This window comes from Curvibacter delicatus NBRC 14919 (genome assembly GCF_001592265.1).
Taxonomy (GTDB): Bacteria; Pseudomonadota; Gammaproteobacteria; order Burkholderiales; family Burkholderiaceae_C; genus Hylemonella; species Hylemonella delicata.
Window position 1 is genome coordinate 101,253 of record NZ_BCWP01000002.1, and the last position, 24,276, is coordinate 125,528.

Sequence of the window (24,276 nt, forward strand, 5' to 3'; positions counted from 1 at the left end):
TAAACCGGAGTCACACTGGTCGCGGTGGACTCTTAATGGAGTGAACTATGAAATTCGTCGCTTTTGAGCGCGCCAAGCAGGGCACGGGTGCGAGCCGCCGTCTCCGCAATTCGGGTCGTACGCCGGCCATCGTCTACGGTGGCACCGGTGAGCCGCTTCTGATCGAACTCGATCACAACGCACTGTGGCACGCCCTGAAAAAGGAAGCCTTCCACTCGTCCATCCTCGACATGGAACTGAATGGCAAGGAAAGCAAGGTTCTGCTGCGCGACGTGCAGATGCACCCGTTCAAGCAACTCGTGCTACACATCGATTTCCAGCGCGTGGACGCCAACACCAAGCTGCACATGAAGGTGCCGCTCCACTACAGCGGTGAAGAGAACTCTCCCGCCGTCAAGCTGGACCTGTGCTTGGTGAACCACGTCATCACCGAACTCGAAGTGTCCTGCCTGCCCAAGGACCTGCCTGAGTTCATCAATGTGGACCTGAGCGGCCTGAAGAAGGGCGAGTCCCTGCACCTGGCTGACATCAAGCTGCCCAAGGGCGTGACCGCCGTGACCCACGGCAAGGCCAACCCGGTGCTGGTGTCGGTGGTGGCTCCGGCTGAAGAAGCCGAAGCTGCACCTGCTGCCGCTGCCGCTGAAGCAGCTCCGGCTGCTGAGAAGGCTCCGGCCAAGAAGAAGTAAGTCCAGGCCCCGCTGCCTGAACTGCAACGGCCCACTTCGGTGGGCCGTTTCTTTTGGTAACCCAGGCAGCCGGGGCGATGCATTGATAATCCGCGCATGATCAAACTGTTTGTCGGCCTCGGCAATCCGGGCCCTGAATACGAAGCCACCCGGCACAACGCTGGCTTCTGGTGGATCGACGCCGTGGCGCGCGAACTCAAGGCCAACCTGGTGATGGACAAGAGCTACCACGGCCTGGTGGCACGCACTTCGGTCAAGGGCCAGACGGTCTGGCTGTTGGAGCCGCAGACCTTCATGAATGTGTCGGGCAAGTCGGTGGCGGCGCTGGCGCGCTTCTTCAAGATCCAGCCGAACGAAATCCTGGTGGCGCACGACGAACTCGACATCGTGCCGGGCCAGGTCAAACTCAAGCTCGGCGGCAGCCATGCCGGCCACAACGGCCTGCGCGACATCCATGCCCAGCTCGGCACCGACGACTACTGGCGCCTGCGCATCGGCGTCGGCCATCCAGGCGTGAAATCCGAAGTGGTCAACTGGGTACTGAAAAAGCCCTCGCCCGAGCACCGCACCGCCATCGAAGACTGCATCACCCGCTCACTCAAGGCGCTACCCGAACTGCTGGCCGGCGACATGGAAAAAGCCACCATGCTGATCCACACCAGCAAACCGCCGCGGCCGAAACCACCACGGCCCGCCCCCACGCCAGCCCCCGCCGAAGGAGACAGCGCATGATTCGCATCCGTTCTTTTGCTATCTTTTTCATAGCTGTCTGCGCATTATTGACAAGGGCAGAGGCCCAGAATGTCTATCGTTGCGGCGACAGCTACAGCCAGTCACCCTGCCCCGGCGGCGTGGCCATCGATGCCAGCGACAGCCGCACGAAGGGCCAGAAAGCGCAAGCCGATGCAGACACCCAACGCGACCGACAAGCCGCCCAGGCGCTGGAAAAGGAACGGCTGAAGCAGGAAGCGGCGGCCAACGCCAGCACGCAAAAGGCCGAAGCAGCCAAGGCGCCGGCAGCCGCTGCCGCACCGCACTCCAGCAGCAAGAAGAAACACAAAGAACCCGCCTACTTCACGGCCAGAACCGCCGGCGACAAGAAAGCGGACAAGAAGAAAAGCGAGAAAAGCGCCGCGCCTTAACCCGCCGCCTTACGGGCAGCGGCCTCGGCCTGCGCTTGCTGCGCCTCGGCCTGCAGGCGGTGGAATTTCTGCATCAGGGTCTCGCGGTCTTCCACAAAGTTGGGGTTGACCGGAATGCAGGCCACCGGGCAGACCTGCACACACTGCGGCTCGTCAAAATGGCCGACGCATTCGGTGCAGCGATTCGGATCGATCTCGTAGATTTCCTTGCCGAGGTAGATCGCCTCGTTCGGGCACTCGGGCTCGCAGACATCGCAGTTGATGCACTCGTCGGTGATCATCAGCGCCATAGGGCCTCCACCGTCTGACCAGCAGGAATTTGCACTCGGATTCGCATAGCCCCAATTATCGGGGCTGCGGCCAAGACCCTACTGCGAGCCGGCCAGGTCCGGCGCTGGCCGGGGCTGCGCCAGCTTGGTCTGGTCATAAACCGGCTGCGGCGGCAGGTCGACCAGGTGCGCGGTGTCGGCCCATTGGACGATCTCGATCGTCTCGCCCTGCAGGCGCACACGGTTGAGGCCGGCATTGGGAATCTCGCTCTGGCGCGGGCCGGAGAGCGGCAGCCCAAGGGCGGTGCGGTACACCATGTCGAGCACGCCACCGTGCGTCACCACCACCAGGGTCTGATGCGGATGGCGGCGCCCCAGCGCCCGCAGCGCCGCGATGACGCGCGTGTGGAACTGGCGCGTGCTCTCGCCGCCCTCGAAGGCGTAGTCCTCCTCGAAACGGATCCACTGCGCCCAGGCTTCGGCGTACTGCGCCTTGATGTCAGCCACCCGCAGGCCTTCGGCCACACCGAAGTGCTGCTCGCGCAAGGCGGCATCCAGCTCGGGCGCCAGGGGCAACGGCTGCAGGCGCTGCACACCCACCGGCTCGGCGGTCTGGCGCGCACGCAGCAGGTCGCTGCTGACCAGATGCTGCACTTCCTCGCCCGCCAGCCGCGCGGCCAGGCGCTGTGCCTGCGTGTGGCCGATGGCATTGAGCGGCACATCCAGCTGGCCCTGGAAGCGCAGCTCACGGTTCCAGTCGGTCTCGCCGTGGCGCAGGAGGATGAGTTCGGTCATGCAGAGATGATACGGCGACGACGTTTCAGAAATTTTTCAAGCTCGACCGCCAGCAGCACCAGCGCGGCAGCACCGAAGCACAGGCCCAGCTCCAGTGCGCTCAGCGGTGCCGTCTTGAAGATCGGGTTGAGTTGCGGCACATACAGCGTGGCCAGCTGCAGCACCAGCGTCAGCAGCACGGCGCCCAGCAGCGCCAGGTTGGAACGCAGGCCGAGTGTGAGGAGTGAGTCGTGTTCGGAGCGGATCGCCAGCACATGCGCCATCTGCGCCAGCGTGAGGGTGGTGAACACGATGCTCGGGCCGTGCGCGTTGCCATCGGCAAGCGCCCAGGCCTGCAGCCCCAGGCACAGCCCGGCCATCAGGAGGCCGACCCACAGCACGTGCTGCCACAGGCCGTGGGCGAACAGGCTTTCCTGCGGCGGGCGCGGTGGCCGCTGCATGATGCCGCGCTCGGCCGGCTCGCGCGCCAGCGCCAGCCCCGGCAAGCCGTCGGTCACCAGGTTGATCCACAAAATATGGATCGGCAGCAGCGCAATCGGCAGGCCCAGCAGCGGCGCCAGGAAGATGACCCAGATCTCGCCCGAGTTGCCGGTCAGCGCGTAGCGCACGAACTTGCGGATGTTGTCGTAGATGCGCCGCCCCTCGCGCACCGCACGCACGATGGTGGCGAAGTTGTCGTCCAGCAGCACCAGGCTGGCCGCCTCGCGCGCCACGTCGGTACCGCCGCGCCCCATGGCCACGCCGATGTCGGCGCGCTTGAGCGCCGGTGCATCGTTGACGCCGTCGCCCGTCATGGCCACGAACTCGCCGTGGCGTTGCAGCGCCTCGACGATGCGGATCTTCTGCAACGGGTCGACGCGCGCATACACACGCACGCTCGCCACACGCTCGTGCAGCAACGGCTCGCTCATGGTGGCCAGTTCGGCTCCGGTCAGCACCTCGACGTCATGCCCGTCGTGCACGATGCCCAGGCGGCGCGCAATCGCCAGCGCGGTGGCCGGGTGGTCGCCGGTGATCATCACCGGCGTGATGCCGGCCGACAGGCAATCACGCACCGCCGCCTGTGCCTGCTGCCGCGGCGGATCGATCATGGCCACCAGGCCGATCAGGCTCAAGCCCTGCTCCACCGCTGCCATCTCGTCGTCCCCAGGCAGCGCGTCCAGGTCGCGCCGCGCCAGCGCCAGCACACGCAGGCCCTGCGCGGCCAGCGCCATGGCCTGGTCCAGCACCCCCTGCTGCTGCAGGGGCTGTGTCCCATCGGCAGACCACTGCCGCGTGCACAGCGGCAACACCGACTCCGGCGCCCCCTTCACAAAAACCACCAGATCACCTTGCGCACTGCGGTGGACCGTGCTCATGCGCTTGCGCTCGGAATCAAACGGCAGCTCCTGCACCCGCGGCCACGCTTGCTCCAGCACCGTCTTGTCCAACCCGCCCTCCAGCGCGGTCTGCGCCAGCGCGGTTTCGGTCGGGTCGCCATGCCAGGCGTTGCCGCGGCCGTGGCGGGCATCGTTGCACAACGCCGCCGCACGCAACACCTCCGCCATGGCCGGGTCATGCGGCTGCCCGGCATGCCACACCCGATCCGCCATCCATACCTGCTCCACATGCATGCGGTTCTGCGTCAGGGTGCCGGTCTTGTCGGAGCAGATGAAGGTCACCGAGCCCAGCGTCTCGACCGACGGCAGGCGACGGATGAGCGCGTTCTGCCGCGCCATGCGGCGCGCGCCCAGCGCCAGCAGCACCGTCACCACCGCCGGCAACGCCTCGGGAATGGCAGCCACCGCCAGACTGACCGCAGTGAGCATCATCAGCACCGGGTCTTCACCGCGCAGCACGCCCACCACAAAGATCACCGCGCAGATGCCCAGCACCGCCAGCGCCAGCCGGCGGCCGAAGTCGGCCAGGCGCAGCTGCAACGGCGTCATGCGCTCGCCCGCCTCGCCCTCCCCGTCGGCGCTGCGGCCTGTCTGCAGCAGGCGGGCCACCTGCCCCAGCTCGGTGGCCATGCCGGTGGCCACCACCAGGCCACGCCCGTGGCCGTGGGTGGCGGTGGTGCCCTTGAAAGCCATGTTGAGACGGTCGCCGAGCACATGGTGCGTGCCCTGCAGGCGATGCGTGTGTTTTTCCACCGTGACCGACTCGCCGGTGAGCGCCGATTCATCGACCTTGAGCTGCGCGATGTCGAGCAGGCGCAGATCGGCCGGCACCTGGTTGCCGGCCTCCAGCAGCACGATGTCACCCGGCACCAATTCGCTGGCGGCCAGCACCTGCACCTGGCCGCCGCGCAGCACCGTGGCCTGCATGGCGGCAAGCTGGCGCAGCGCCGCCATGGCGCGGTCGGCGCGCCAGGCCTGCACAAAACCGATCACCGCATTGAGCAGCACGATGACCAGGATGGCCAGCGTGTCGATCCAGTCGCCCAGAAAGCCGGAGACCAGCGCTGCCGCCACCAGCACCAGGATCATGAAGTCACGGAACTGGTCGGCCAGCAAGGCCAGCGGCCCGCGCGCCTTCGACTGCACCAGCACATTGGGGCCGTGGTCGGCGCGACGCCGGCCGGCCTCGTCGTCCGGCAGGCCGTGGGCCGGGTCCACACCGTGTTCGCGTGTCAGCTCATGCGCGTCGCGCAGGTGCCAGTCGCGGCGCGGGGACGGGCGTTCCGCCAAGCTCAGTCCTCCTGCGGCGGCTTGACGATCATCACCGGCACGCCGGCCGCATGCAGCAGCTCGTGCGACACCGAGCCCAGCAGCGCACTGCGCAGCGTGCCCTGGCCGCGTGCGCCCATCACCACCAGCTCGCAGCCGTAGTTTTCCAGGATGTCCACCAAGGTATGCGCCGGATCACCCTTGGCCACTTCGCGTTCGTAGGTGATGCCGGCCTGCTGCAGCAGCGCCTCGGCCTGCATCATCGCGTGCACACCGGCTTCGGCACTGATGCGGTCCAGCACCTCGGCGTCGTGCGCCACCAGCATCTCGTACAGCGAAGCCGGCTCCTGCACGTTGGCCAGCACCACATGGGCACGCAGCCCTTCGCAGGTCAGCTGCACCACCCGGCGCACCGCCTCCAGCGAAATGTCCGAACCATCCACAGGCAACAGGATCTTCATGGTGTTTTCCTTTCCAGAGCACGACGAAACTCTTCCAGCCGCGCCGGGTAGTCCGTGGCATCGCCATATTCCAGGAACCGGGCGTAACGTTCATGGGTACCGAGGATCTTGCGCGCATGCTTGATGGGGCAGAAGTACTGCTCGGTGCGCGCCACGATCTCGGTGACATAGGCCATCAGACCATTGGCATAAGCGCAGTAGGCGCACTGGAAGCGCTCGATGACATTCAGATACCCCAGGTACTGCCGGTCGAAGACGAAATAATCGGCGCGCCGCACCTTGGCAATGCGGTAGATCGGGAAGCAGGTGGCCTGGTAGAAGCTCACGCACAGGTCCAGCATGAGCAAGGGGAAGATCATGGCGTAGATGATCGGAAAGGTGAGCAGGTTCAGCGGCCGGATGCTCAGCAGCCAGGGGAAGATGCCGGTCTTCAGGCGCTGGTGCATCTGCTTCACCGACTGCTCGAACTCGACGCGTTTGCCCTTGATGGTGAAGCTCACGCGCTGCTCCTGTTCATGCAGGGCGGTGCGCAAGTCGTCTTCCAGCGAGGAGATCTGGCCCAGCAGGTCGCGGATGCGTTCGTTCATGTCACTCCCATGCCGATCTACCGGCGGCCAGCCTGTGATGACGCGGCAGGTCCGGCTGGCGCTGACCTGTGGCGCTTATTCGCGGCCCAGGCTGCGGACTTTTTCCTGCAGACGCTGCGCCACCAATGGGTCGACAAACTTGTCCACCTCGCCGCCCAAGGTGGCGATCTCTCGCACAAAGGTGCTGGAGATGAACTGGTACTTGTCGCTCGGCGTCAGGAACACGGTTTCCACGTCCGGCATCAGGCTGCGGTTCATGCCAGCGAGCTGGAACTCGTAATCGAAGTCAGTCACGGCGCGCAGGCCACGGATCATGGCCTTGCCGCCGCGCGCCACCACGAAGTCGCGCATCAGGCCGGAGAACGTCTCTACCGACACCTGCGGGTACGGTTTCACAAGCTCCTGCACCATGGCCATGCGCTCGGCCAGCGTGAACAGCGTCTTCTTGTGATGGCCGGCGGCCACTGCCACGATGATGCGGTCGAACAGCTGGGCGGCCCGGCGCACCACATCGATGTGGCCGAGGGTCATGGGGTCGAAGGTGCCGGGGTAGACGGCAATCACATTGCGGGACATGGTGGGCTTCTCCTGCAGTGCATTATGCAGTGCCCATCAGGCCTCGCTGCACCATTTTGGGTATGGAACTTGCGTTGCCCCTTGCATGCGATTTCCCGCTCGTCGTGCATGGATACCCCCCCTGGCCTGCCTGGGCGGGCTGCTGTTGTGCCAAGCGGCACAGGCGCAGCAGGTGGCCAGCCTGCCGGTGGTGGAGATTGCCGGCCACTACGACAATGCCGTGGGCAGCAGCGACGCCGCCTCGCAAGGCAGCGTCGGCCCGGCCTTGATCCGCGACCGGGCCCTGCAGCGCCCCGCCGAGGCACTGGAGTTCGTGCCCGGCCTGGTGGTCACGCAACATTCGGGCGACGGCAAGGCCAACCAGTACTTCCTGCGCGGCTTCAACCTCGACCACGGCACCGACTTCGCCACCCGGGTGAACGGTGTGCCGGTGAACATGCCCACCCATGCCCACGGCCAGGGCTACAGCGACCTCAACTTCCTGATCCCCGAACTGCTGCAACGCATCGACTACCGCAAGGGCCCCTACCATGCGGCCGATGGCGACTTTGCTTCCGCCGGGGCGGCGGACTTCGTCTACCGCACCCGGCTCGACCAGCCGCTGCTGGACGTCTCGACCGGCGAACGCGGTTATGCGCGGCTGCTGGCGGCCGGCTCGCAGGAACTCACGGCCGGGCAGACGCTGCTGATGGCCTTCGAGCGCATGAACAACGACGGCCCGTGGCGCGTGCCGGAAGGGCTGCGCAAAACCAATGCCATCCTCACGCTCAGCGATGGCTCCGCGGCACAAGGCTGGTCGGCCAGTGTCATGGGCTACCACGCGCGCTGGACCGCCACCGACCAAGTGCCCCAGCGCCTGCTGGACGCCGGCAGCTATCAGGGCGCTGCCTTCGGCCGCTTTGATTCGCTGGACAGCAGCGACGGCGGCCAGACCAGCCGGCACAGCCTGTCGGGCGAGTGGCACAGCACACGCGGCGCCGTGCGCGACCGGCTGGCCGCCTATGCCCTGCACTACGACCTCGACCTCTATTCCAACTTCACCTACGCGCTGGACCGGCCGGCACAGGGCGACCAGTTCGCGCAGAAGGATCAGCGCACCGTCTACGGCCTCAGCGCCTCGCGCCTGTGGGACCAATCGCTGCCCGGCGGCCGCCCCATGCAGAACACACTGGGCGTGCAACTGCGCAGCGACCGCATCCGCGTTGGCCTGTACGACAGTGCGGCCCGTGTCATCACTACCACCGTGCGCGAGGACGAAGTGCGCCAGACCCTGGCCGGCCTTTATGCTGAAAGCCACATCGCCTGGACGCCCTGGCTGCGTACCGTGGCCGGCCTGCGCTTCGACCAGCTCGATGCCACGGTGGACAGCCTCACGCTGGCGACCAACAGCGGCAGCACCCGCACCGGCCGGCTCTCGCCCAAGTTCAGCGTGGTGCTGGGCCCCTGGCACCAGACGGAGTTTTTCTTCAACGCCGGGCGCGGCTTTCACAGCAACGACGCACGCGGCACCACCGCCCGGCTCGACCCGCGCGACGGCGTGACCGCGCAGGCCCCGGTGGCTGGCCTGGTGGGCTCGCGCGGGCAGGAGGTGGGCGTGCGCACCGAAGCCTGGCCCGGCCTGCAAAGCTCGCTCTCGTTCTGGCAACTGGACTTCGACTCCGAGCTCGTTTACCTGGGTGACGCCGGCAGCACCGAAGCCGGCCGCCCCAGCCGGCGCCATGGTGTGGAGTGGAGCACCCGCTGGCAGCCGGCCCCCTGGTTCGTGCTGGACGCCGACCTTGCCTGGACCCAGGCGCGTTATGCCGATGCCGCTGCAGCCGGTGATGCCATTCCGAATGCCGTCGGCCAGGTGGCGCAGATCGCCGCCACCGTGCGCGAGCGCGGCCCCTGGTCGGCCAGCCTGCACTGGCGCGCCATCGGCGCCGCACCGTTGAAGGAAGACGACAGCGTGCGCAGCAGCCCGAGCCAGACCTGGAACCTGCGCTTGGGCTATCGCCTGCACGCCCGTGCCGAGCTGTACTGCGACGTGTTCAACCTGCTGGATGCGAAGGTGAACGACATCCAGTACTACTACGCCTCGCGCCTGCGCAGCGAAGCCGCCAGCGTGGATGACCTGCACGTGCACCCCGGCGAACCGCGCACCCTGCGGCTGGGCCTGCGCCTGCGCTTCTAGCTCCATTACCTCACTCGCTCTAGACTCCCCTCATGACCTGGCACGCCACCCTCGACCTGCGCTACACACGGCAGCACCAGCGCACCGTTGCGCACCACCACCACAAAGGGCCTTTGCGCGTGCTGCAAAGCCTGTACCCGGAAGGCAATGCGGTGTGTCACAACGTGCTGGTGCACCCGCCGGGTGGCCTGGTGGGCGGCGACACACTGACCATCAAGATCGAGGTGCAGCCGGAGGCGCATGGCCTCGTCACCACACCGGGTGCCACCCGCTTCTACAAATCGGCCACCGAACCCGCCGTGCAAAGCGTGCACGCTCAACTGGCCCCCGGTGCGCGGCTGGAGTGGCTGCCGCTGGAAGCACTGGCCTACAACCAGTGCCGTGCCGAGAACAAGGCCGTGTTTGAACTCGCGCCCGGCGCCGAGCTGATGGGCTGGGACATCACCGCGCTGGGCCTGCCGGAAGCCGGGTTACCGTTCGTCGAAGGCACGTTTGCGCAACACATCGAAGTGCCCGGCGTCTGGCGCGAACAGGGCCGCATTGATGCCACCGACCTGCGGCTGATGGACGGCCCGCTCGGCTTGGCCGGCCAACGCTGCATGGCCACGCTGTTTTTCGTGGCCGGGTCCCCGATTGAACGCACACGACGCGAGCAGGCGCTGGAGGTGGTGCGCACCGTGCTGGCCGGCCACGCATTGCATGCCACGGCCGGTGCCACCAGCCCGCACCCCCAGGTGCTGGTGCTGCGCGTGCTGGCCCCGCTGGTGGAGCCGGCACTGGAGCTGCTCAAGCAGGCGCGGGCTGAATGGAGGAAAACGTTGTGGGAGATGGCGGCGGTGCCGCCGCGGGTCTGGGCGACCTAGAGCGATGTGACACGAAGCGCATCATCTCATTCGGTCTTGATGGGTGCTATGCGGTAGAACTTCAATCAGCCAGTAATTGCCACTTTTGTATTTGAACCGAGTGGCTGCTTCAGGCTGAGAGCAGCCAGTCCCGTGCAGCCGCTTTATGGCCGCTGTCGGTCCTGCAGCGGCTTTTCACTAAGGCGGCTATCATGACCCTGCCTCGTTTCCGCGCACAGCAAGAAGTGACACAATGCGAGCTTTTGAACAAACCATGAGAAATGTCACCCGATCAGGCGGGGACGGACAGGACCGAAGTGATGGGAACTATTAGTGAGGTCTTCCGTTTCGTCGACCTCTTCGCTGGGCTGGGTGGCTTCCACGTCGCCCTCGATGAGTTGGGGGGACGTGGCGTGTTCGCTGCTGAGTGGGAGCCCACGCTGAAGGCCCTCTATAAGGTCAATTTCGGTATCGACGTCTGGGGTGACCTTAACGACCTGAGCAGCGACGAAATCATCGCCCGGAGCGTGCCCGATCACCACGTCCTTACTGCGGGTTTCCCGTGTCAACCCTTCTCGAAAGCAGGAGACCAACTGGGCTTCAAGGACACAAATCAGGGCAATCTCTTCTTCAAGGTGCACGACATCCTGCGCGTCAAGCGGCCGCTGCACTTCATCTTGGAGAACGTGCCCAACATCCTCAAGCACGACGGCGGCCGCACCAGGACCACGATCATCCGCTTGCTGGAGGAGCTTGGTTACTCCGTCGACGTAGAGCACTTCTCGCCCCACGAGTTCGGCATTCCACAGGTGCGAAACCGCGCCTACTTCGTAGGTTCACTCAAGGGTCTCGATTATTTCGAGTGGCCGGCGAAGCACAAGGATCCCACCGAAATCCACTGGGTACTGCGCCACGAAGCACATTCCAGGCGCGCCATCCCGGAACAGACGCTGCGAGCCATCGACATGTGGGGCGACTTCCTGCGCCGCTCGCCGGCTGCGCTGAAGCTGCCTTCCTTCCCGATCTGGGCGATGGAGTTCGGGGCGACCTACCCCTACGAAGACGAAACTCCACCAGGGGTTTGGGCTAGCAGACCTGTGTGGGGTCTTCGCCAGATGGGCTTCAAGGGCAGCTTCGGCCAATCCCTCGAGTGCACGATCGACGAGCAAATCACGCGGATACCGAGCCATGCCAACCGCGCAGGCGACTTCTATTTCCCACAATGGAAGCGGACTTTCATCAGGCAGAACCGTGAATTCTACCAAGCCAACCGGTCCTGGATTGATCCCTGGCTAGAGCGGTGGCGCCCTCAAGACTTCCCCTCCAGCTTCCAAAAGCTGGAGTGGAACGCACAGGGTGAAGAGCGCAACATCGACAACTTCGTGCTGCAGGTACGTGCGTCTGGGCTGCGGGTCAAGCGTCCCACGACCTCCCCAAGTCTCATCGCCTTCACGGAGACCCAGGTGCCCATCCTCGGTGCTAACCTGGCCGGTAAACGTCGCTACATGACTCCAGCCGAGTGCGCTGAACTTCAGTGTCTCGGCGGCATCCAGTTGCCAGCGTCCGACACCAATGCGTATAAGGCCCTTGGCAACGCAGTTAACGCCCACGTCGTCAAAGCGATCGCAGAACGATTGCTGTGCAAGCTCATCCGTCCTACCCCGATCATCAACTCTGACCTCGAACCGTTGAGGGCTACTGCATGACCGACCACATCGAACACGAGAACGACGACTTGGACGAGGAGGATCCGCGGGTCCAATTGCTGGAGAGCCTCGCGGACGGGTTGGCGACCCTCTCGGAGGCTTCAGACACGCCCAACGGCGTTTCCCCAGTGTCTTCGATGTTCAGCAGCGTAGACGTCGACTTCGCCTCCGGCGCATGGACGAACCAACTGGCTGAGATTCAAGGCTGGCTAAACCTCAGCGATGACCTCCCGCTCACGGGTGGCGAACCCTTCCTTCAGGCGCTCATCGCTGAACTCGAACTCGATCCCACCGACCTCCTCGCCCCCGGGACCGCCTCCCCGCCGCTGACCATCCGCGCGCTGGAGCGTCTGAAAGAGCGCGTGGACACCGCCTGCCGGCTGCAGGCCGACTTCCTCGAAGAGCTTGAGACCAAGGGCACTAGCCGTGCGACGGCCACCCAATCCTGGGCTGACGCGTGGGCCGAGTTCGACGCGCGTGAAGATGCGGTGAGCCCGGAACCGGTCACGGCAAAGGCCGCAGTCTGGCCGATCTTCCAACTCACCAAGAAGCCGCCGAACCTAACGCCGTCCTACCAGCGGGGCGACGTCTGGCGCAACGGTGACCGGCAGTCCCTAATGGAGTCCATCCTCCGGGGCGTCCCGTTGCCCTCGATCATCCTGCTGCGCACCGGATCGTCCACCCCGCACGAAGTCGTCGACGGCAAGCAGCGGCTCACGGCAATCCTCCGGTTTGTAGGAAAGCATCCTGTCGCCAAACAGAAAGTTGCTGAGGTCACCGCCCGGCACAGAGGGAAGAAGTTCAACGAACAAGGACGTCTCGACGACAACGGTGACAGGAATCTGGCGGATCTGTTCAGCAACGACTATCCGGCCTTCCGTCGTGCGTGGAAAGCGCTGGAGGGTTACGCACTCAAGGCCAAGCATGAGGACGACTATTACTTCCCGTTCAAGCTGCGCACGACCGGAGACGGCGGACTGGTCGGTCCATACCTTGAGCCTCTCCGCGGTAAGTATTACACGCAGATCAAGGGCCAAGAGATTAACGTCGCTGGCCAGCAACTCACCGTCGAGTCTCTGTTCGAAGACGTTGTGGAGTACACCATTCCCGTCATCGAGTACACCCAGGCCACCCAGGCTCAGATTCATGAGGTCTTTCGCCTTTACAACAAGCAGGGCGTGCACCTGAACGCGGAAGAGATCCGTAACGCGGTCTACCACGAGGTCGAACTCACCCGAGCGACTCTCGCCGCCGCCGGTGACGCCGACCCTAACACTGATGTCGCTGAAATCGCCGAGTCGCTGGCCGGTATCCCGGGTCTTAGCCGTCTCGGTGTTGCTCTGAAGAACTACGGTTTCGGCGACACGCGCTACAAGCGCACTAAAGTTCTCGCGTGGGTCATCTCCGTCCTGGTGCACGACACCGCTGGAAAGGACCTGGCATCGACCAGCCGCACGATCGACCAGTTGCTGATCGCAATTCAGAACAAGCCGTCCCACCCGCTGGCCCAGTCCTCAACGCTAACCAGGCTGTTTTCGCTGCTGCTGCAGGCTGTCGAACTCCACTCATCGCACGATGAGTTGTGGTCCGGCCACTTTATGGACGGTGGCAAGGGCGTCAAGTGGCAGGAACTCCAACTCGTGGGCACCCTCGTGGGCATGGCCATGGCCTTGGCCTTGGCAGCATCGCCGCAAGACATCGAGGACCGCATCGAGGCGAAGGGTGATGTTATCCGCGTGGCCAGCGAAGAATCAGCGGACTGGGAACGCCCCAGTAAGACGCAGACCAAGACCCAGTGGGACTACATTGCCAGGATCTGCAAGAGCCTCCTTGAACACCTAGACATCGACCCGTCTCATGCAGCTGAGGCCGTACGTCAGCAGTTCGGGTCCTCCGGGTACGCGTCGTTGCAGAGGATGCTCATCAAACCGAAGAGTTGATAGCAGTGCCAGGAAGCTCCCCACTCGTCGAGCACGTCTACTTCAATCCACCCGCTCCCCAGGAGGCGGACTCGTGGTGGGCCCGCTATAAGGCTCAACTCACCGGCTTGACCGACACAGCGCGTGCCTCAGTTGAAGCTGACTCCCGCTACATTCTCCAGCGCGGAATCTTGGCAGCCGACACCGCGAAAACCGAAGAGTGGTCATCGCGCCGATCGCGCACCGGACTCGTCATGGGTTCGGTCCAGTCTGGCAAGACCGCCTCTATGCTGGGTGTCTCAGCCCTGGCCATCGACAACGGCCTCGACATCATCGTCGTACTGGCCGGGACTCGTCTCTCCTTGTGGCGCCAGACCTATGAGAGGCTGGTGCAGCAGTTGGACTCGGGAAAGGAGAACGCACAGAAGATCAAGCGCCGCCTGCTCTGCCCACCGCTTGGCATCGCACTGTCAGAGCAGACGCACCCACTGACAACCACCTACCGGCTGCCGCCGGCTCAGGTTCGCCAACGCCTGAGTCAGGGCAAGCCACTGATCATCGTGGCGATGAAGCAGACTGACCATCTGCATGCCTTGGCAGCAAGCCTCCGCACAAACGTCTTCACCGCTATCAAGGAACTCGGTCGTAGTACCCACATGCTCGTGCTGGACGACGAGGCCGACGACGGTTCGATCCTGGATGCCCTTGTTGAGTCCTCGCAGGATCCCATCTATGGCCGGTTAAAGCAGATCCCACGTGCTATCGCCAACCTCTGGGACCCGCCGCAAGGTTCCCCTGACAACCTATTCACGACCTACATCGCCTACACGGCAACACCCCAGGTCAACCTCCTTCAGGAGGACCACAACCCCCTGGCACCGCGAGACTTCCTGATCTCTCTTCGCACGCCGCTCGACGTCGGCCATCCAGTAGACACAACCGACCCTGGCAACCTCAACGCCCCTCGCTCATCGACCTACCCCGAGGCAGTGGGGATCCGTTCCTATTACACCGGCGGCGAGGTCTTCTACCGCCGTGCGGAGGCAGCCGGTCTGTGCGTGCCCACGACCATTTCCGCGCAACAGGATCTCGCCGACGCCGTCCGCGCATTCCTGGTGGCGGGCGCCATCCGCCTGCACCGCTCCGGCAAACTTGGCCCGGCGTCCGCCATCACTACCCAGTTCGACACCGAGCACGAAGCCTTTGCCTGCGTGGCTCCGCCGCACTCGATGCTTTACCACCCCTCGGCCGCGATCATGGATCACTTCCGGGGGGCTGAGAACATCCTGCTCTGGGCTGGGATCCAGGACCGGGCGACGGCTCGGAATTTGCTCGACGCAGGTGACGCAAGGCTCCCCGAAAGTTTGGCGAATGACCTACAGGCGGCCCCCACCCCGTGGGCGCAATGGCTCGACAAGTACCGTGCCTCCGCCGAAGCAATTGAGGGTGAGTTCAACGTACTGCCTCCGATGACCTTCCCGGACTGGAAGACCATCGAAACTCTGCTCATCGACGAGATGATCCCGGGGACTAGGGTCGCCGTGGTCAATAGCGACCCCAACGCTGATGACCGTCCTGCCTACGCGCCGAGCCAGGATCCGGGAACCGGCAAGTGGAGCGCCGCCCGCGACATCAGCACGATCTTCGTCTCAGGTAACGTCATGGCCCGGGGACTGACCCTGGAAGGGATGACCACGGCGTTATTCCAACGTTCATCGGCCAACCCACTAGCCGACACTCAGATGCAGATGCAGCGCTGGTTCGGGTATCGCGGATCCTATATCGAACTGTGCCGCGTCTTCGCCTCGAGCGCTCAACTCGCCCTCTTCCGCGCCTATCACGATGTCGATGAAGCGGTGCGCACAGCTATCACCGAGCGCATGATGCGCGGCTCCCCTGAACCGGCTGTTCTGCAGGGCCTCAACTTCGAAGCCACCGGAAAGATAACGGGCGTCGGCAACCTTCCCCTGTCTCCAGGGGCTCGCCCCTTCGTCACTGTCATCAATGACGGCCAGCAGGCGGATCCTAATGCAACCGTCCTTGCGGAACTCTTTACTCGACCCTCCAGCGATCTCACTGTGGCCAACGTGCAGCGAGGCCGGATCCTGGACGTGCCACTCAAACTTACAGAGGCCGCCGAACTCTTGGACCGCCTGACTTTCGCCAAATACCGGCCCGGGAGCGAGGGTTTCCAAGCGGACTTCTGGAGCCGCATCGAAGCCCGAGCACACGCGGCCACCCCACTCCCAGACCCGCCGTTCTACCGACCGCCTGTGAGGAACGGTGAGGGGGACTTGACCCGGCGGGCCTGCCCTTATGCCATCGCCGCCTACCTTCGACTCTGGTCGGCCGCTCTCGCTCGCTCGATCACGGGACTGTTTGTCACCGGCCGCCCCGGCGATTTGTGGTCCTACGCCGACCTCGGCCGCAAGACGGCTGAGCAGCCACGGTTCTGGGTCGGCATTCGCTACGGAGATGGTGCCACTGTGTCCACTGGTCCGCTGGCACGGCTCCCTTTCAACATTCGCGCCACCACCAAGAGGGTGGTCGGAGGCGAACTCAAGACGACTTGGGGAGCGAGCGACCCCAACGCCGGCCCGGGCCAGTATCGCGGCGACGTCTACTTCGACTACTACCACCGCTACGGTGCCGCCCCGTCGAGCGACATCACAACATGGCGACCCAGCGGCTCCGACGGTCAGATTCTCTTCTACGTCAACCAACTTCCGGACGACCTGCACCCCACGATCGCAGTTGGAGTCTGCATCCCTGCAGGAGGCCCAGAGCAGTTCTCAGCTACCCGCGCTGGAGTGGCCAGCATCACGAGGAGCCCTCCATGACCAGCTACGAAGAAGTTCTCGACCAGATCAACGCCACCCCGGCAGGCATCACAGGAGATGACCGAACCATAACCTGGTTGACCGAAGCGCAGGTGGTCGGTATCGCCCGGAACAATCGCGGGCACTTGGAGTTGTTCCTAGCAGGCGACCAGTTGAAGCCGCGGACTGGCACCGTGAAGTCTGCGATGCACCACCACTATTGGCACCGTAACAACCAGCCGCCGTTGAGCGCCAACCGCATACGCTTGCCCGCCCTGGGGCACTTCGACCAGGTGGGTGCATTCATCACCGCTGAACTGCTGCGCGAGAAAGCTGACGTCAATCTGGAGCGCGCCTTCGCGGTCACCGAGCCCTTGATCGAACTCGCCATCAAGCGTTTGGAGATCTCCGAGAACGCCATCATCGGACTTTTCGGGGAATTGCTCCTTCTCGACGCTCTCTGCCGCCGCGCAGATGATATGTACGTTGGGCCGGTCGTCCAGGCTTGGGATGGCTGGCGCCGCTCAGCAAGGGACCTCACGTGGGAGGGCACGGGCGTGGAGATAAAGACCACAACTCGCAGTACCTCAAGTCACGCCGTCCATGGCGTGCACCAGATCGAGCCTGCCGCTGCCACTGATGACGGCCCTGGGGAATCGCGCCTGCTCCTCGTAAGCATCGGTCTGCAACAGACAGATCCCAACGTGCCTGCCTTGTCGATCCCATCCCTGGTGGAGAGCATCGTCGCGCGACTCACCGTGAGCGGAGCTAGCGGCTTGGTCGACGAGTTTCTCAAACGCGTAGCCATGTACGGCTCGGAGTCGGGTATTGGATACGAGCATGCCACGATGGCCAACGAGGCTCCGTTCACGACCCCGTTTAGCGTGACCTTCGTCCGGGGCTACGACATGGCAGCCCCGGCCGTCGATGTGCTGCGGCACGATGACGTGGTCGCCCACCAGCATGTGGACGCCCAGTCGCTCAGCTTCCGCGTGGAACTTCCCGCGACGATCAGCTTGAACAACCCCATCGCAGGCGCCCGACGCGTCGCGGAGGCGATCCTGGGCCTGCATAGTTAGGAACGCTCTGCGCAACGCGCTTAAAGGTATACAAGTGCCCGATCAAAGTGCGGGGCAATTAGTCGGAAGGACTCGGCTGGCTCTTCGCGAAGAACTGCTTTGCCCTCCAAACCCGTCGCCCGTAATTTGGTTGCGATCGACTGCTCCCGCTGCATTGCGGTCCAACACGGCATCGCCGACAACCCTTGCCGATGCTTGCGCACTACCAGCGCAACACCCGGGGCCCCAGCAGCGCGCCGGCCAGCGTCGGCATGGCGATGCCCAGCACGTACCAGATACCGATGAAGGGCACGGCCGACTCCGGGCAGTGCAGCGCATAGACCAGCGCACTCAGCGCCCCGGCCAACAGACCGGCGCCAGCGCCGGCCAGCGTCAGACGGGTCGGGGCCAACCCCTTCATGGTCCAGAGCGTTGCCGCCAACAGCGGCAGCGAGATCAGCGCGATGTTGAAAGGGCAGGTCTTCCAGGTCGTCCCGAAAATGAGGTCGGCGCGTTGCGCCGGCTCCGCATCAAACAGCACCGCGGCCGCAGCCAGCCACAGCAGCAGCACCGGCGCGGCCAATGCCATCCAGATGCCGGTCAGCCGCATGCCAGGCCGGCCCAGCCGTTCGGTTGCGACAAAACCGGCCAGCGCGAGACTGCCCGCAAAGACCAGCTTCATCCAGAACAGCCATCCCGCCATGGCCTGCGCCAAGTCATGGCGAATGCCGAACGTGACGGCCATCACCAAGGCAGCGGCCGGCACACTCCAGCCCAGGGCCACGGCAAAGCGCCGGCCCACCGCATTCACAGGCACTGGATCGGCACTGGCCGCCAGCAGCGAAACAAGTTCATCGGTCTTCATGCAATTCCCCTGATTTTGGCCGCCAGCGCCTTCAGGCCCCGGTGCACGCCGATCTTGATGGCCGACTCCGACATGCCCGTGAGCTGCGCCGCCTCCACCACCGACAGGCCCTCCAGCTTGACGTGCACGATGGGCAGGCGCTGCCGCTCGGGCAGACCGGCCAGCAGCTTGTTCAGGTCCTTGCGGGCCTCGTCTGCCTCGGTGTCGGACACGGCAAAGAGCTCGTGCTCGTCGTCCAGCGGATCGGTCAGGGCCTCGCGCGACGTGTGGGTCCGCAACAGATCAACCAGCTTGTAGCGCGCGATCGCGTGCACCCAGGCGGTCAGGGGCAGGTCGAGGCGGTAGGTGTGTCGCTGGTTGTGCACGGCGAGCAATGTTTCCTGCACGAGGTCCTCCACTTCGTCGGGGCGCTGAAAAAGCCGCTTTCTGAAATACGCCCGCAAATGCGCGCTCAGCGCTTTCAGGAAGCGGTGGTAGGCGGCGGCATCACCGTCCAGCCCCTGCACCAGCAACTCGCGCAACTGGTTTTCGCTGGTCGCGAACCGAACATCTCTTTCTTCTATTCGTTCCATAGCGGCTTCAGGTTACAGCGTGCCGAAAAAAATATTTCGCCGGACTTTGCTGAGAACTGTAACCCGCAGCCAAGTTCCGACGAACTACCCCTCAAGCAGCGGCATTCCGCCCGCCTGGCAATCCATGGAGTCTCTTTTGATGCGTTCACAGACAGAGGTCGTTCACCCCGCCTGGTTGCGCGCCACGCACTGGCTCAATGCCCTGGCGGTGGTGGTTCTCATGATGAGCGGCTGGCGGATCTACAACGCCACGGCCTTCCTCGGCTTTGCGTTTCCCAAAGGTATCACCCTGGGCGGCTGGCTGGGCGGGGCGCTTCAGTGGCACTTTGCCGCCATGTGGCTGCTGGCGGGCAATGGGCTGTTGTACCTGGGCTTCAATCTGGCCAGCGGGCGCCTGTGGCACCGGTTCTTTCCCCTGTCCCCGCGCGCCTTGCTGGCCGACCTGCTGGCAGCCCTCCAAGGCCGGCTGGCCCATGCCGACCCGCAGCATTACAACGCGGTGCAACGGCTCGCTTATCTGTTTGTGATGTTGGACAGCGTCCTGCTGGTGCTGTCCGGCCTGGTGCTCTGGAAATCCGTGCAGTTCCCGCTGCTGCGCGAACTGATGGCCGGTTATGAAGGCGCCCGTCGGGTCCACTTCTTCGCCATGGCGGCACTGGCCGCGTTCGTGGCCGTTCATCTGGCGATGGTGGCGCTGGTGCCGCGCACGCTACTCCACATGCTCCGCGGCCGCTAAGGAGGGCACGCCATGACCACCCGCCCCACACCCACCACGTCCGCCTGGCGCATCGACGGCGATGCCGTCCTGAAAGAAGCCGTGCAACGCATCGGCCAGACCGCGCGACGCGATTTCCTGCGCCGCTCACTCACACTGGGCGGCCTGACCATGCTCAGCGGTTGTTCGCTGGTTGATGAAAGCAGTGTTGAAACGGCACTGACCAGAATTTCGCGCCTGAACGACGATGTGCAGGGCTGGCTGTTTGACCCCAACCGGCTGGCGCCGACCTACCCCGAGTCGATGATCACGCGCCCGTTTCCCTTCAACGCCTATTACGGCGAAGATGAGGTCCGGGCCATCGAGGAAAGCAGCTACCGCCTTGAAGTGACGGGTCTGGTCGCCGACAAGCGCAAATGGACGCTTGCCGAACTGCGCGCCATGCCGCAGACCGACCAGGTCACCCGCCACATTTGCGTGGAGGGCTGGAGCGCCATCGGCAAGTGGGGCGGCGTGTCATTCGGCAGCTTTCTGCGCCAGGTGGGCGCCGACCTCAGCGCCAAGTACGTGGGCTTCAAATGTGCCGACGACTATTTCACCAGCATCGACATGCCCACGGCACTGCATCCGCAAACCGTGCTGGCGCTGACCTACGACGGCCAGCCCCTGCCGCCCAAGTACGGCTTCCCCATGAAATTGCGCATGCCCACCAAGCTGGGCTACAAAAATCCAAAACACATTCAGGCGATTTTCGTCACGAATACCTACCCCGGAGGCTACTGGGAAGACCAGGGGTACAACTGGTTCGGAGGCAGCTGAGCCTGACCGCTCAGACGCCCTGAAAAATCGGCACTAACGCCATCTCATCATCACTTCAATGGAGTTCACTATGAAAACGATCAGCTCGACCCTTTTGGCTGTCACCCTGCTGCTGGCCGGCAGCGGCGCCTTTGCGCAAGACGCGATGAAGAAGGACAGCATGGCCAAGGATGCCATGACGAAAGACACCATGGCCAAGGACGCGATGGGCAAGGACAGCATGAAAAAAGACGCCATGACCAAGGACAGCATGGCGAAAGACAGCATGAAAAAGGACAGCATGGCCAAGGACGCCATGGGCAAGGATGCGATGAAGAAATAAGTCTGTCAGGCAAGGGGCCGGAGCAAGCCGTTCTTCACACGGCGAACGCTCCGCCGCCCCCTTGCCCCGCCGGGCCTACTTGGTCAGTGGTTTGCAGCGGCTGGCCTGTGCCGGTTCGCAGCCACCGGTGCAGACGGCTTGGGAATAACGGTCCAGCGCTGCGCTGCCCCGCGGCTCGGTTGAGCACATTACATTGCCATCGCGCTCCATCACGCAGCGCCCGACACCGCACACCGCAGCGCCGTAGCGGTCCAGCACGGCATCGCCGCCGCTGCCGGAACAGTGGGGATCACCATAACGGTCATTGACGCAGCGGCTTTCGGCCGGGGCGCACAGTGTTTCGCCGTAGCGGGTGGTGACGCAACGGGCCTCGGCCGCCAGCGGCAGGCCCAGCCCCACGAGCAACACGGACAGCACACAAGACAGCGGGTAATTCATGGTTGACTCCTGAAGCGGGCCAGCTTTGGCAAGCTGGCCACCGGCAATTGCTACAAATTTTATAGCTGTTTGCGCATATTCAGCAAGCTCTGGAGGCCAAAAACACCCTGAACCTCAAGCCGCGGCGCGCTTCAGGCCTGCGATGTCCAGCTTCTTCATCTGCAGCAGGGCCTGCATGACGCGGCGCGTTTTCGCCGGGTCGGGGTCTTGCACCAAGGTGGTCAGCAGCGTGGGCACCACCTGCCATGACAGGCCATAACGGTCTTTCAGCCAGCCGCACTGTTGAGCAGCCTCGTCGCCGCCGGCGCCAAGCCGCTCCCAGTAGTAGTCCACGTCGGCCTGGTCGGCGCAGTGGATCTGCAGCGAGACCGCTTCGTTGAAGCGGAACACCGGGCCGCCGTTCAAGGCCACAAAAGGCTGGGTGTCGAGCTCGAAGCCCACCGTCATCACCAAGCCCGCAGGCTGGCCGTGGATCTCCTGCCCGACATCGGGAAAACGGCTCACGCCGGTGATGCGCGAATTGGGAAAGATGCCGGTGTAGAACGCGGCGGCTTCTTCGGCCTGCTGGTCGAACCACAAGCAGGGCGTGATCTTGATCGGGTTCAGCATGGTGAGGCTCCTTCGTGATGAAGACACAAGAAACGGTGCAGACGCTCAGGCCCCGGCCTCGCCCAAGGTCTGCGCACGTTCCTGCAGCAGCTCGCGCTCGCGCAGGTTGTGCGTCAGCGTGGCGGCGTGTGCGAACTCGGCGCGCGCCTCGTCCAGCCGGCCCAGCTTGGCCAGCAGGTCGCCACGCACGCTGGGCAACCACTGGTAGTTTTGCAGGGCACGGTCTTCGCGCAGCGCGTCGATGAGGGCCAGGCCAGCGGCCGGCCCGTAGGCCATGGCCACAGCGACGGCGCGGTTGAGTTCCACCACGGGTGACGGTGTGGTTTGCGCCAGCGCCTCGTACAGCGAGGCAATGCGCACCCAGTCGGTGTCGGTCGCCTGCACGGCGCGCGCGTGGCAGGCGGCAATGGCGCCTTGCAGCGCATAGGCGCCGAGCGACTGGCCCTGGGCGGCGCACAAGGCCTCGGCCCGCGCCAGCGCCGCCAGCCCGCGGCGGATGAGCAGGTGGTCCCAGCGCGTGCGGTCCTGTGCCAGCAGCAGCACGGGGCGGCCACTGGCGTCGGTGCGGGCAGCAGTGCGCGAGGCCTGCAGTTCCATCAGCGCCAGCAGGCCGTGCACCTCGGGTTCGTCGGCGGCCAGTTCGGCCAGCATGCGGCCCAGGCGCAGGGCTTCGTCCACCAGGGCGGGGCGCATCCAGTCCTCACCCGCGGTGGCCGTATAGCCTTCGTTGAAGACTAGGTACACCACCTCCAGCACCGAGGCCAGCCGTTCGCCCAGCACGGCGCCGCGCGGCAGCTCGAAGGGCACACGCGCTTCGCGCAGGGTTCGCTTGGCACGCACGATGCGCTGCGCCAGCGTGGGCTCGCTCACCAGGAAGGCGCGCGCAATCTCGTGCGTGCTCAGGCCGGCCAGCAGCTTGAGCGTGAGCGCGGCGCGCATCTCGGCGCTGAGCACCGGGTGGCAGGCGGTGAAGATCAGGCGCAGCAGGTCGTCGCCAATCTCGTCGGCACGCGCGGCGTCGAGCGCGTCCACGAAGTCGGGCACCACCAGCGCCTGCTGCGCTTCCAGGTCATGGCCGATCTGCTCGAACTTGCTGCCCTGCACCTTGTCGCGGCGCAGGCGGTCGAGCGCGCGGTTCTTGGCGGTGGCCATGAGCCAGGCACCGGGTTTGTCGGGCACACCCTCGGTGGGCCAGTGCTCCAGCGCCGCCACCAGGGCGTCCTGTGCCACCTCCTCGGCCTGGCCGATGTCGCGCAGCAGGCGCGCCACCGCCGCCACGATGCGCGCGGACTCAATGCGCCAGACGGCGGCAATGGCCTGGTGGGTGGCGGAGTGCATCAGGCGGTCGGGCGCTCAGGCCTGCGCCGGCGTGGCCGGGCAGGCGGCCATGTCCATGTAGGCCAGTTCCCAGATGTGGCCGTCCAGGTCTTCAAAGCCGTGCTGGTACATGAAACCGTGGTCTTGCGAGGCACGCGGCACCGTGCCGCCGGCGGCGCGGGCCTTGGCCACCAGTTGGTCGACCTCGGCGCGGCTGGCGCACGACAGGCAGATCAGCACCTCGGTGGTCTTGCGGGCGTCGGCCAGGGGTTTGCTGGTGAAGGTCTGGCAGAAGGGTTCGGTCAGCAGCATGACGTAGATGTCATCGCTGATGACCATGCAGGCGCCCTGCTCGTTGCTGAACTGCGGGTTGAAGCTGTAGCCCAGGGCGCTGAAGAAAGCCCTGGAACGCGCCAGGTCGCGCACGGGCAGGTTGACGTAGATCTGCTGGTTCATGCGAGTGCTCCCTGGTGAGTGGTGTGGGTGAGTTCCGCCTGCAGGCGGTCAAAGACCTGCTCATTGGCAGGCACGGCGTAGCGGGCCACGGCTTCGCGCGTGGCGGCGTCGTCGAATTGCATGCGCCAGCCCAGCCGGGTGCCGCCGGCCTCGTCGCTCAGCGTGATGTGCAGGTGGAAGTGCGGTGCATTCTCGTGCTCCAGCACGATACGCGCGGGTGCCTCAATGGTGTGGAACACGCTGCGGTTGGGGTAGTCCTGCCCATCGGGGCCATGCATGGTGAAACGCCAGAGGCCACCAGGGCGGAACTCGCACAGTTCGAAGGTGTTGCGAAACCCCGCCGGCCCCCACCAGCGCGCTAGGCGCTGCGCATCGGCAAAGGCGGCCCAGAGCTGCTCGCGCGGCTGCGCGAAATGGCGGGTGCTGACAATCTCGCGCGCGGCTTGCGCCGCCGCAGTTTCTGTGGGTGATGTGCTCATGGT

25 protein-coding genes are annotated in these 24,276 nt (G+C 64.8%); 12 read left to right on the top strand and 13 right to left on the bottom strand.

Translation table 11 applies throughout. The features are described 5' to 3' along the window. The first annotated feature begins 47 nt into the window (after positions 1 to 47). The 3 genes from CDE01S_RS01720 to CDE01S_RS01730 all read left to right on the top strand — a co-directional run bounded on the left by CDE01S_RS01720 (position 48) and on the right by CDE01S_RS01730 (position 1,828). Positions 48 to 686: a 50S ribosomal protein L25/general stress protein Ctc gene (locus CDE01S_RS01720; RefSeq protein ID WP_066702760.1), complete on the top strand. Its 639-nt coding sequence runs from the start codon at positions 48 to 50 to the stop codon at positions 684 to 686. A 96-nt stretch (positions 687 to 782) separates the two neighbouring features. After that, a complete protein-coding gene (gene pth / locus CDE01S_RS01725; protein ID WP_066702762.1) occupies positions 783 to 1,418 on the top strand; it encodes an aminoacyl-tRNA hydrolase in 636 nt (211 codons plus the stop codon). Further along, a complete protein-coding gene (locus CDE01S_RS01730) occupies positions 1,415 to 1,828 on the top strand; it encodes a hypothetical protein (protein ID WP_066702764.1) in 414 nt (137 codons plus the stop codon). Before pth ends, CDE01S_RS01730 begins: the two co-directional genes overlap by 4 nt. On the opposite strand, the gene CDE01S_RS01735 is transcribed toward CDE01S_RS01730, so the two are convergent. The 6 genes from CDE01S_RS01735 to coaD form a co-directional block, all read right to left on the bottom strand. Continuing rightward, complete coding sequence (locus tag CDE01S_RS01735) at positions 1,825 to 2,118, bottom strand: YfhL family 4Fe-4S dicluster ferredoxin (RefSeq protein ID WP_066702769.1); 294 nt, start codon at positions 2,116 to 2,118, stop codon at positions 1,825 to 1,827. The genes CDE01S_RS01730 and CDE01S_RS01735 overlap by 4 nt on opposite strands. 78 nt (positions 2,119 to 2,196) lie before the next feature. Beyond that, on the bottom strand, positions 2,197 to 2,892 hold the full coding sequence (locus tag CDE01S_RS01740; RefSeq protein ID WP_066702772.1) for a histidine phosphatase family protein: 696 nt from the start codon (positions 2,890 to 2,892) through the stop codon (positions 2,197 to 2,199). After that, entirely contained in the window at positions 2,889 to 5,561 is a 2,673-nt protein-coding gene (locus CDE01S_RS01745; protein ID WP_174525445.1) for a cation-translocating P-type ATPase, read from the bottom strand. The genes CDE01S_RS01740 and CDE01S_RS01745 overlap by 4 nt, the downstream gene beginning before the upstream one ends. 2 nt (positions 5,562 to 5,563) lie before the next feature. After that, on the bottom strand, positions 5,564 to 6,001 hold the full coding sequence (locus CDE01S_RS01750; protein WP_066702778.1) for a universal stress protein: 438 nt from the start codon (positions 5,999 to 6,001) through the stop codon (positions 5,564 to 5,566). Continuing rightward, complete coding sequence (locus tag CDE01S_RS01755) at positions 5,998 to 6,588, bottom strand: hypothetical protein (RefSeq protein WP_066702781.1); 591 nt, start codon at positions 6,586 to 6,588, stop codon at positions 5,998 to 6,000. The genes CDE01S_RS01750 and CDE01S_RS01755 overlap by 4 nt, the downstream gene beginning before the upstream one ends. A 75-nt stretch (positions 6,589 to 6,663) precedes the next feature. Then, the gene (gene coaD, locus CDE01S_RS01760) at positions 6,664 to 7,164 is read right to left on the bottom strand and encodes a pantetheine-phosphate adenylyltransferase (protein ID WP_066702784.1); all 501 of its coding nucleotides are present in this window, start codon (positions 7,162 to 7,164) and stop codon (positions 6,664 to 6,666) included. Between the two features lie 85 nt (positions 7,165 to 7,249). On the opposite strand from coaD, the gene CDE01S_RS01765 reads away from it, so the two are divergent. The 6 genes from CDE01S_RS01765 (at position 7,250) to CDE01S_RS01790 (ending at position 17,702) form a co-directional block, all read left to right on the top strand. Then, the gene (locus tag CDE01S_RS01765) at positions 7,250 to 9,337 is read left to right on the top strand and encodes a TonB-dependent receptor (RefSeq protein WP_066702786.1); all 2,088 of its coding nucleotides are present in this window, start codon (positions 7,250 to 7,252) and stop codon (positions 9,335 to 9,337) included. 32 nt (positions 9,338 to 9,369) lie between these two features. After that, positions 9,370 to 10,200 carry an urease accessory protein UreD gene (locus tag CDE01S_RS01770; protein WP_066702788.1) on the top strand — a complete coding sequence of 277 codons (831 nt, stop codon included), beginning with the start codon at positions 9,370 to 9,372 and terminating at the stop codon, positions 10,198 to 10,200. Positions 10,201 to 10,460: 260 nt separating this feature from the next. Next, positions 10,461 to 11,885 (top strand): DNA cytosine methyltransferase, encoded by a 1,425-nt coding sequence (locus CDE01S_RS01775; RefSeq protein ID WP_245636080.1) that lies wholly within the window; start codon positions 10,461 to 10,463, stop codon positions 11,883 to 11,885. Beyond that, positions 11,882 to 13,825, top strand: coding sequence for a DUF262 domain-containing protein (locus tag CDE01S_RS01780; RefSeq protein WP_066702790.1), 1,944 nt, complete (start codon positions 11,882 to 11,884; stop codon positions 13,823 to 13,825). The genes CDE01S_RS01775 and CDE01S_RS01780 overlap by 4 nt, the downstream gene beginning before the upstream one ends. Positions 13,826 to 13,995: 170 nt before the next feature. Further along, on the top strand, positions 13,996 to 16,644 hold the full coding sequence (locus tag CDE01S_RS01785; protein ID WP_245636081.1) for a Z1 domain-containing protein: 2,649 nt from the start codon (positions 13,996 to 13,998) through the stop codon (positions 16,642 to 16,644). After that, positions 16,641 to 17,702: a PD-(D/E)XK motif protein gene (locus CDE01S_RS01790; protein WP_066702795.1), complete on the top strand. Its 1,062-nt coding sequence runs from the start codon at positions 16,641 to 16,643 to the stop codon at positions 17,700 to 17,702. Before CDE01S_RS01785 ends, CDE01S_RS01790 begins: the two co-directional genes overlap by 4 nt. 202 nt (positions 17,703 to 17,904) lie before the next feature. Here CDE01S_RS01790 and CDE01S_RS01795 read toward each other — a convergent pair whose 3' ends face one another. Beyond that, entirely contained in the window at positions 17,905 to 18,546 is a 642-nt protein-coding gene (locus CDE01S_RS01795) for a DUF1109 domain-containing protein (protein ID WP_066702797.1), read from the bottom strand. Next, positions 18,543 to 19,118 carry a sigma-70 family RNA polymerase sigma factor gene (locus CDE01S_RS01800; RefSeq protein WP_066702799.1) on the bottom strand — a complete coding sequence of 192 codons (576 nt, stop codon included), beginning with the start codon at positions 19,116 to 19,118 and terminating at the stop codon, positions 18,543 to 18,545. Before CDE01S_RS01800 ends, CDE01S_RS01795 begins: the two co-directional genes overlap by 4 nt. Positions 19,119 to 19,257: 139 nt before the next feature. On the opposite strand from CDE01S_RS01800, the gene CDE01S_RS01805 reads away from it, so the two are divergent. The 3 genes from CDE01S_RS01805 (at position 19,258) to CDE01S_RS01815 (ending at position 20,974) form a co-directional block, all read left to right on the top strand. Then, complete coding sequence (locus tag CDE01S_RS01805; RefSeq protein ID WP_066702801.1) at positions 19,258 to 19,854, top strand: cytochrome b/b6 domain-containing protein; 597 nt, start codon at positions 19,258 to 19,260, stop codon at positions 19,852 to 19,854. Between the two features lie 12 nt (positions 19,855 to 19,866). Further along, on the top strand, positions 19,867 to 20,652 hold the full coding sequence (locus tag CDE01S_RS01810) for a molybdopterin-binding protein (protein WP_066702811.1): 786 nt from the start codon (positions 19,867 to 19,869) through the stop codon (positions 20,650 to 20,652). A 70-nt stretch (positions 20,653 to 20,722) separates the two neighbouring features. Next, positions 20,723 to 20,974 carry a pentapeptide MXKDX repeat protein gene (locus CDE01S_RS01815; protein WP_066703004.1) on the top strand — a complete coding sequence of 84 codons (252 nt, stop codon included), beginning with the start codon at positions 20,723 to 20,725 and terminating at the stop codon, positions 20,972 to 20,974. A 75-nt stretch (positions 20,975 to 21,049) separates the two neighbouring features. Here CDE01S_RS01815 and CDE01S_RS01820 read toward each other — a convergent pair whose 3' ends face one another. From CDE01S_RS01820 to CDE01S_RS01840, 5 genes are all read right to left on the bottom strand, one after another. Beyond that, positions 21,050 to 21,412 (bottom strand): hypothetical protein, encoded by a 363-nt coding sequence (locus tag CDE01S_RS01820; RefSeq protein WP_066702813.1) that lies wholly within the window; start codon positions 21,410 to 21,412, stop codon positions 21,050 to 21,052. 114 nt (positions 21,413 to 21,526) lie between these two features. Beyond that, positions 21,527 to 22,021, bottom strand: coding sequence for a VOC family protein (locus CDE01S_RS01825; RefSeq protein WP_066702815.1), 495 nt, complete (start codon positions 22,019 to 22,021; stop codon positions 21,527 to 21,529). 45 nt (positions 22,022 to 22,066) lie between these two features. Then, entirely contained in the window at positions 22,067 to 23,359 is a 1,293-nt protein-coding gene (locus CDE01S_RS01830) for an RNA polymerase sigma factor (RefSeq protein ID WP_066702816.1), read from the bottom strand. Positions 23,360 to 23,374: 15 nt separating this feature from the next. Next, positions 23,375 to 23,794: a VOC family protein gene (locus CDE01S_RS01835; RefSeq protein ID WP_066702817.1), complete on the bottom strand. Its 420-nt coding sequence runs from the start codon at positions 23,792 to 23,794 to the stop codon at positions 23,375 to 23,377. Then, positions 23,791 to 24,273, bottom strand: a complete 483-nt coding sequence (locus CDE01S_RS01840; protein WP_066702820.1) for an SRPBCC family protein — start codon at positions 24,271 to 24,273, stop codon at positions 23,791 to 23,793. The genes CDE01S_RS01835 and CDE01S_RS01840 overlap by 4 nt, the downstream gene beginning before the upstream one ends. Positions 24,274 to 24,276 lie beyond the last annotated feature (3 nt).

Excerpts from the sequence above, each read along its gene's own strand:
- CDE01S_RS01720 (WP_066702760.1), top strand. The coding sequence starts at position 48 with ATGAAATTCGTCGCTTTTGAGCGCGCCAAGCAGGGCACGGGTGCGAGC.
- pth (WP_066702762.1), top strand. The coding sequence starts at position 783 with ATGATCAAACTGTTTGTCGGCCTCGGCAATCCGGGCCCTGAATACGAA.
- CDE01S_RS01730 (WP_066702764.1), top strand. The coding sequence starts at position 1,415 with ATGATTCGCATCCGTTCTTTTGCTATCTTTTTCATAGCTGTCTGCGCA.
- CDE01S_RS01735 (WP_066702769.1), bottom strand. The coding sequence starts at position 2,118 with ATGGCGCTGATGATCACCGACGAGTGCATCAACTGCGATGTCTGCGAG.
- CDE01S_RS01740 (WP_066702772.1), bottom strand. The coding sequence starts at position 2,892 with ATGACCGAACTCATCCTCCTGCGCCACGGCGAGACCGACTGGAACCGT.
- CDE01S_RS01750 (WP_066702778.1), bottom strand. The coding sequence starts at position 6,001 with ATGAAGATCCTGTTGCCTGTGGATGGTTCGGACATTTCGCTGGAGGCG.
- CDE01S_RS01755 (WP_066702781.1), bottom strand. The coding sequence starts at position 6,588 with ATGAACGAACGCATCCGCGACCTGCTGGGCCAGATCTCCTCGCTGGAA.
- coaD (WP_066702784.1), bottom strand. The coding sequence starts at position 7,164 with ATGTCCCGCAATGTGATTGCCGTCTACCCCGGCACCTTCGACCCCATG.
- CDE01S_RS01765 (WP_066702786.1), top strand. The coding sequence starts at position 7,250 with ATGCGATTTCCCGCTCGTCGTGCATGGATACCCCCCCTGGCCTGCCTG.
- CDE01S_RS01770 (WP_066702788.1), top strand. The coding sequence starts at position 9,370 with ATGACCTGGCACGCCACCCTCGACCTGCGCTACACACGGCAGCACCAG.
- CDE01S_RS01775 (WP_245636080.1), top strand. The coding sequence starts at position 10,461 with ATGTCACCCGATCAGGCGGGGACGGACAGGACCGAAGTGATGGGAACT.
- CDE01S_RS01780 (WP_066702790.1), top strand. The coding sequence starts at position 11,882 with ATGACCGACCACATCGAACACGAGAACGACGACTTGGACGAGGAGGAT.
- CDE01S_RS01790 (WP_066702795.1), top strand. The coding sequence starts at position 16,641 with ATGACCAGCTACGAAGAAGTTCTCGACCAGATCAACGCCACCCCGGCA.
- CDE01S_RS01795 (WP_066702797.1), bottom strand. The coding sequence starts at position 18,546 with ATGAAGACCGATGAACTTGTTTCGCTGCTGGCGGCCAGTGCCGATCCA.
- CDE01S_RS01800 (WP_066702799.1), bottom strand. The coding sequence starts at position 19,118 with ATGGAACGAATAGAAGAAAGAGATGTTCGGTTCGCGACCAGCGAAAAC.
- CDE01S_RS01805 (WP_066702801.1), top strand. The coding sequence starts at position 19,258 with ATGCGTTCACAGACAGAGGTCGTTCACCCCGCCTGGTTGCGCGCCACG.
- CDE01S_RS01810 (WP_066702811.1), top strand. The coding sequence starts at position 19,867 with ATGACCACCCGCCCCACACCCACCACGTCCGCCTGGCGCATCGACGGC.
- CDE01S_RS01815 (WP_066703004.1), top strand. The coding sequence starts at position 20,723 with ATGAAAACGATCAGCTCGACCCTTTTGGCTGTCACCCTGCTGCTGGCC.
- CDE01S_RS01820 (WP_066702813.1), bottom strand. The coding sequence starts at position 21,412 with ATGAATTACCCGCTGTCTTGTGTGCTGTCCGTGTTGCTCGTGGGGCTG.
- CDE01S_RS01825 (WP_066702815.1), bottom strand. The coding sequence starts at position 22,021 with ATGCTGAACCCGATCAAGATCACGCCCTGCTTGTGGTTCGACCAGCAG.
- CDE01S_RS01830 (WP_066702816.1), bottom strand. The coding sequence starts at position 23,359 with ATGCACTCCGCCACCCACCAGGCCATTGCCGCCGTCTGGCGCATTGAG.
- CDE01S_RS01835 (WP_066702817.1), bottom strand. The coding sequence starts at position 23,794 with ATGAACCAGCAGATCTACGTCAACCTGCCCGTGCGCGACCTGGCGCGT.
- CDE01S_RS01840 (WP_066702820.1), bottom strand. The coding sequence starts at position 24,273 with ATGAGCACATCACCCACAGAAACTGCGGCGGCGCAAGCCGCGCGCGAG.